The 5,954-nt window shown below is 74.4% G+C and carries 1 protein-coding gene and 2 pseudogenes; all 3 read left to right on the top strand.

All coding sequences use genetic code 11. The features are described 5' to 3' along the window. A pseudogene (locus CCN56_RS35545) lies at nt 1-407 on the top strand (GNAT family N-acetyltransferase); the annotation flags it as partial. Nucleotides 408-1,042: 635 nt separating this feature from the next. Further along, nucleotides 1,043-2,809 carry a S8 family serine peptidase gene (locus CCN56_RS35535; RefSeq protein ID WP_373412941.1) on the top strand — a complete coding sequence of 589 codons (1,767 nt, stop codon included), beginning with the start codon at nt 1,043-1,045 and terminating at the stop codon, nt 2,807-2,809. Nucleotides 2,810-3,034: 225 nt separating this feature from the next. Then, a pseudogene (locus CCN56_RS45670) lies at nt 3,035-5,954 on the top strand (AAA family ATPase); the annotation flags it as partial.

The raw sequence follows: 5,954 nt of genomic DNA, 5'->3' as shown, positions 1-5,954 counted from the left end.
GCCCGGTCGCCGCGTACGACGGCCTCTGCCACCACGCCGACCGGCCCCTGTTCCTGGACGCCTGGCTCACCGCTCCCGGCCATCGAGCGCTGGCCCGGGTCGTCGACGGGCGTCTGACCGGGTATGGCGTGGTTCGTCCCGCCGAGGACGAGGCGCGTGTGGGACCGCTGTTCGCGGACACCCCGGCCGACGCGGCCGCCCTCCTCGACGGGCTCGCCGCCGAGGCGCGGGAGTTCGGCGCGGCCCGGATCGCGGTCGACATGCCGGAGGCGAACCCGGCGGCGGCCCTGCTGGCCCAGGAGCGCGGTCTGGAGCCGACGTTCGAGACGGCCAGGATGTACACGGGCCCGGTCCGCCCGGTGGCCCGTGAGCGCGTCTTCGGCGTCACCACGCTCGAACTCGGCTGATCCGCCGTCCTCGTACGCACCAGACCGACCTGTCGGCCCCGTACGAGCCGGGCCGAGCCTCTCCCGTACGAGCCGGGCCGACCCTTCCCCGTACGAACTCGGCCGACCCGCCCCGCCGGCCCCGTACCCGTACGAACTCGGCCGACCCGCCCCGTACCCGAAGACACCGGTGACGGCGGGTACGGTTCGCGCCGGGGCGCCCCGCGATGGACTCCCGTCCCGCGCGCGCCAAACGCCTTCGCCCCAGGGGTCCTCGGGGCTCTCAGCCCCTCCCCCTCGCGGGACCCCTGCCACCCCTTGAGGGGTGACAAGGGTTTTCCCCGTATCGGGTTCACCCCCCCGTTCCCTACTGTCCTCCGCACCGGCAGATATCATCCCCCGAGCGCACCCTGACAGGTGCATGCGGAGGGTGCTGTCCGCCGGTGGCGGCCTTGACCCGGGCCGTCGCGCCGGTGGCGGCGCACGGGCCCCCCAGCCCAGGGAACCACGGACGCGACCCCACTTCGCCCCGTGTGTCCCGCGCCGCCGCCACTGCTCCGCAGTTACGTCGTACTCGAAAGGGCCACACCTTGAACGGTTCCAGGCGGAGAGTCATATCCGTGGTCGCGAGCGCCGCGATCCTCGGTGCCGCTGCCATGACTTCCGGGGCGTTCGCCGCAACCCCGGTCGCTGCCACCCCGAAGCCGGCTCCGGCTTCGCAGGCGATGCGGGCGCTTCCCAACGCCCCCGTCGAGAAGGTGATCGTCACCTACAAGAGCCGGACCCCCGAGGCCGGTTCCAACACCGCCGCGAAGAGCGACACGGCCGAGAAGGCCGCGGAGACGGGCGAGAAGCTCTCTTTCGAGCGCCGCCTCGCCGGCGGTGGCGCCCTGGTGAACCTGGGCGGCAAGGCGACCAAGCAGGACGTGACCGAGGTCATGAACGCGTTCCGCGCCGACCCCTCCGTCGCCTCGGTCGAGCCCGACATCCGCGCCTACGCGATGGCGGTCACCCCCGACGACACCGACTACGCCAAGCAGTGGGACCTCTTCGAGCCCACCGGTGGCATGAACGTTCCTGCAGCCTGGGACAAGGCCACCGGTTCCGGCGTCACCGTCGCCGTCATCGACACCGGCTACGCGGCCCACTCGGACCTGGCGGCCAACGTCGTCCCCGGTTACGACTTCATCTCCACCGCCGCCGACGCCCGCGACGGCAACGGCCGTGACGCGGACTCGAAGGACGAGGGCGACTGGAACGCCACCGACGGCGAGTGCGGCACCGGCTCCACCGCCTCGAACTCCTCCTGGCACGGCACCCACGTGGCCGGCACCATCGCCGCGGTCACCAACAACACCAAGGGCATCGCGGGCATCGCGTACAACGCGAAGATCGAGCCCGTGCGCGTGCTCGGCAAGTGCGGCGGCTCGTCCTCGGACATCGCCGACGCGATCACCTGGGCCTCCGGCGGCACCGTGCCGGGCGTCCCGGCCAACCCGAACCCGGCCAAGGTCATCAACATGAGCCTGGGCGGCGCGAGCTCCACCTGCCCGAGCGTCTACCAGACCGCGATCAACGGCGCCGTCTCGCGCGGCACCACCGTCGTCGTCGCCGCGGGCAACAGCAACGCCAACGCCTCCGGCTTCACGCCCGCGAACTGCACCGGCGTCATCACCGTGGCGTCGACCAACCGCGCCGGCAGCCGGTCGTACTACTCCAACTACGGCACCATCGTGGACGTGGCCGCGCCCGGCGGCGAGACCCGCAACGCCACCGACACGCCCGGCACCGTCACCACCCCCGAGAACGCGATCTACTCCACGCTGAACTCGGGCCTGACGACCCAGTCGACCGAGACGTACAAGCCCTACCAGGGCACCTCGATGGCCGCGCCGCACATCGCCGGCCTCGCCGCCCTGCTGAAGTCGGCCAAGAGCACCCTCACCCCGGCCGACATCGAGTCCGCGATCAAGAACAACGCCCGCCCGCTGCCCGGCACCTGCACCGGCGGCTGCGGCACCGGCATCGCCGACGCCGCGAAGTCCGTGAACGCGGTCCTCAACACCACCCCGCCGAGCGGCACCGTCTTCACCAACGCGACGGACGTGCAGATCCCGGACAACACCACCGTGACGTCCTCGATCAACGTCACCGGTCTCACGGGCAACGCCCCCGCCACCCTCAAGGTCGGCGTGGACATCAAGCACACCTGGCGCGGAGACCTGGTCATCGACCTGGTCGCCCCCGACGGCACGGTGCGCAACCTGAAGACCTCGTCCTCCTCGGACAGCGCCGACAACGTCATCGCCACCTACACGGTCGACGCGTCGAGCGAGGTCGCCAACGGCACCTGGAAGCTCCGGGTCCAGGATGTGGCCACGGGTGACACCGGCTACATCGACTCGTGGAGCCTCACCTTCTAAAGCACCACCGCACCACCTCTGAACCACCCCCCACATCAGCATCTTTGCTGGTCAGCGACGCGCCCGTGGTCTACACCACTGGCGCGTCCTGGCGTTGTGGGAGCGTGCGCGGCCCAGGCCCCCTGTCCGTATGCCGGACAAGGGGCCTGGACTGTGCCGGTGGGCTCCGTATCCTCTGCGCACGGGGTCCATGGGCCGGACCCGAGGGGCCGGAGGTGGTGGACAGTGACGACAGCTCCGCAGAGCCCTGCCCCGGTGGGCCGGGAGGAACTCCTCACCCGCCTCGAACGCGCCCTCCACACGCGGGGCCGCGCCCTGCTCACCGGACCCGCCGGCGTCGGCAAGACCGAGGTCGCCCTCGCCGAGGCGGCCCGCGCCGAGGCGCGCGGCGAGACCGTGCTGTGGCTCGCGACCCTGCCGTCCGACCGCGAGATACCCGGGGCGGCCGCCGCCGCGCTCGTGGCCTCGGTGGCGGCGACCGTGACCTGGCCGGGCCTCGGCACCAGCCGCCCCGAACCGCCCGGCACGCCCGCCCCCGCCGTTCCCGCGTCCGAACCGTACGCGGCCGACGCGGCCGTGGACGTGCTCAGTCACGCCGCGCTCGCCTCCGGGATCCTCACCTCCGGCGTGCTCGACTCCGGGATCTCCTCCTCCGGCGTCTTCGACCAGCTGCCGGGCCCCCAGCGCACCGCCGTCGCCATGCTCTGCCGCGAGGCCCCGATCGAGGCGGGCGGCTGGGACCCGATCGCGCTGCGCCTCGGCATCGCCCGGATCCTGCGCGCCCTGACCTGCCTCGGCCCCGTCCTGGTCGTCGTCGACGGGGTGCAGAACATCGACGCGGACAGCGCGGACCTGCTCCGCTTCGCCCTCCACCTGGCCCCGCCCACGCTGCGGGTGGTGGCGGTGGAGACCCCCGAGCCGTACGCCGAGGCCCACTATCCGTACCGCGAGGGCCACCGCTCCGAGGACCCGCACGCCGCGCACCTCTGGGTGCCGTCCGAGGCGGACGTGCTGCGCGTCCCGCCGCTGCACGCCGACGAGATCGCCGAACTCCTCATCCACCACCGGCTGCCCTCCCGGATGGCCGGCCGCATCCACCGCGCCAGCGGCGGCAATCCGCGGCTCGCACTCGCCGTCGGCCGCTCGCTCGCCGACGCGCGGACCCCCGTGCACCACGCGGAGGCGCTGACGCTCTCGGGCCGCGCCCGCGACCTCGCCCGCCAGCTCCTGGGCGCCGCGCCCCCCGCCGTACGCGAGACGCTGCTGCTCGCCGCGCTCGCGCTGCGCCCCTCGGCCACCCTCGTACGCCGCGCCGGGCGGCCCACCGCGGAGGCCGACCTCGCCGCGGCCGAGCGGGCCGACCTGGTGTCGCTCTCCGAGGACGGCTCGGTGACCTTCACCGCCGGGCTGCTGCCCTCCACCCTGGTGCACGACGCCTGTTGGGCCGAGCGGAGCGCCGGGCACGCGGCGCTCGCGGAGGTCGTGGACGACCCCGTCGAGGCGGTACGGCACCGGGCGCTCGCCACCGAGCGGCCGGACGAGGAGCTGGCCGCCGAGGTCGCGGCCGCCGCCGACCTGGCCCGGCGGCGCGGGAACAGCGCGCTCGCCGCCGAACTGGCCCTGCTCGCCGCCGAGTCGACGCCGGGACGGCACGGGACCCGGCGGATCGCGCGGCTCGTCGACGCCGCCGAGGAGGCCGCCCGCGCCGCCCGCGCCGACCTCGCGATGCGGGCCGCGACCGATCTGCTCGCCCGGGACGCGGTGCCGTCCGACCGGGTCAGGGCGCGGCTCGCCGTGCTCGACACCGCGGGTCAGGGGCTCACCGGGCTCGACGAGATGTACGTCCACGCGATGGAGGACTCCGAGGGGGACACCGCCCTGCGGGCCGCCGTGCAGCTGCGCCTCGCCGTCAAGTACGTGCTCGCGGACGGCGATCCCGAGCGCTCGCGGACCGCGGCGGTCGAATCGGCCGCGCTGGCCTCCTCGATGGGCGATCCCCGGCTCGCCGCGCAGGCCCTGACCGTGCAGGCGCGGATGGAGCGGGCCCTCGGCTTCCCGGACGCGGAGACCGTGCTCGCGCAGGCCCGCGCCCTGGAACGGGCCGAGCGTCCGCTCGGGATCCGCAACGCCGCCCAGATCCTGACGATCCGCCACGCCCTCTTCGACGACCGGCTGAACGACGCCAGGGACGAGCTGAACGCGCTGCTTCCGCTGGTCCAGCGGCGCGGCTCGGTGGAGGACACGATCGAGCTGTTCTCCACGCTCGCCGCGATCGAGTCCCGCAGGGGCGCCTGTGCGGCCGCCCTCGCGCACGCGGGACAGTCCCTCGCGCTCACCCTGGAGGCGGGCCTCTCCCCCGGCCCCGCCTGGTACACGCTCGCGCTCGCCGAGACCGCCGGCGGCAGCTTCGCGCGGGCCGCGAGCTATGCCCGCCGCAGCGTCCAGGCCTCGGAGGAGGAGGGCGACCGCGTCTTCCTCTCCCGCAGCCGGTACGCGCTCGGCCGCGTCCAGCTGATCAACGGCGACGTCGCCGCCGCCCTGGAGACCCTGCGCCGGGTCCAGGCCGACGAGCGCGCCCAGTCGACGGTGGACCCCTCGATGCTGCGCTGGCACGAGGAGCTGGCCGAGGCGCTGCTCGCCCAGGACGCGGGCGACGAGGCCCTGGCGCTGCTCGCCGAGGTGCGGCCGGTGGCGGAGCGCCTCGGCCGGTCCACGGTCCTGCTCGGCTGCGACCGGGCGTACGCCCTGTGCCTGGCGGCGGAGGGCCGGACTGCCTCTGGAGCGCGGACGGGCGCTGATAGCCCTGGCCCGGGTCGAGCGGCGCCGCCGGCGCCGGTCGGCGGCGCAGACCGCCCTGCACGAGGCGGCCTCGGTCTTCGAACGGGCCGGTGCGGCCCCGTGGCTGGCCCTGGCGAGCGAGACGCCGGCGGGCGAGGCCGCCGGTCCCGGTGCGGGCGGCGAGGAGTCGGTGTCCGCGCTCTCCTCGCTCACGGAGGCGGAGCTGCGGCTGGCCCGGCTCGTGGGCCAGGGCGCGAGCAACCAGGAGGCGGCGGCGAAGCTGTACCTGAGCGTCAAGACGGTGGAGGCGCGCCTGACCCGCATCTACCAGAAGCTCGACGTCCGCTCCCGCGCCCAACTGGCCACG

It is taken from the genome of Streptomyces sp. NRRL B-24572 (assembly GCF_002156145.1).
GTDB lineage: Bacteria > Actinomycetota > Actinomycetes > Streptomycetales > Streptomycetaceae > Streptomyces > Streptomyces vietnamensis.
The sequence above is the reverse complement of the archived record's forward strand: the minus strand, read 5'-3'. Positions and strand labels throughout refer to the sequence as shown.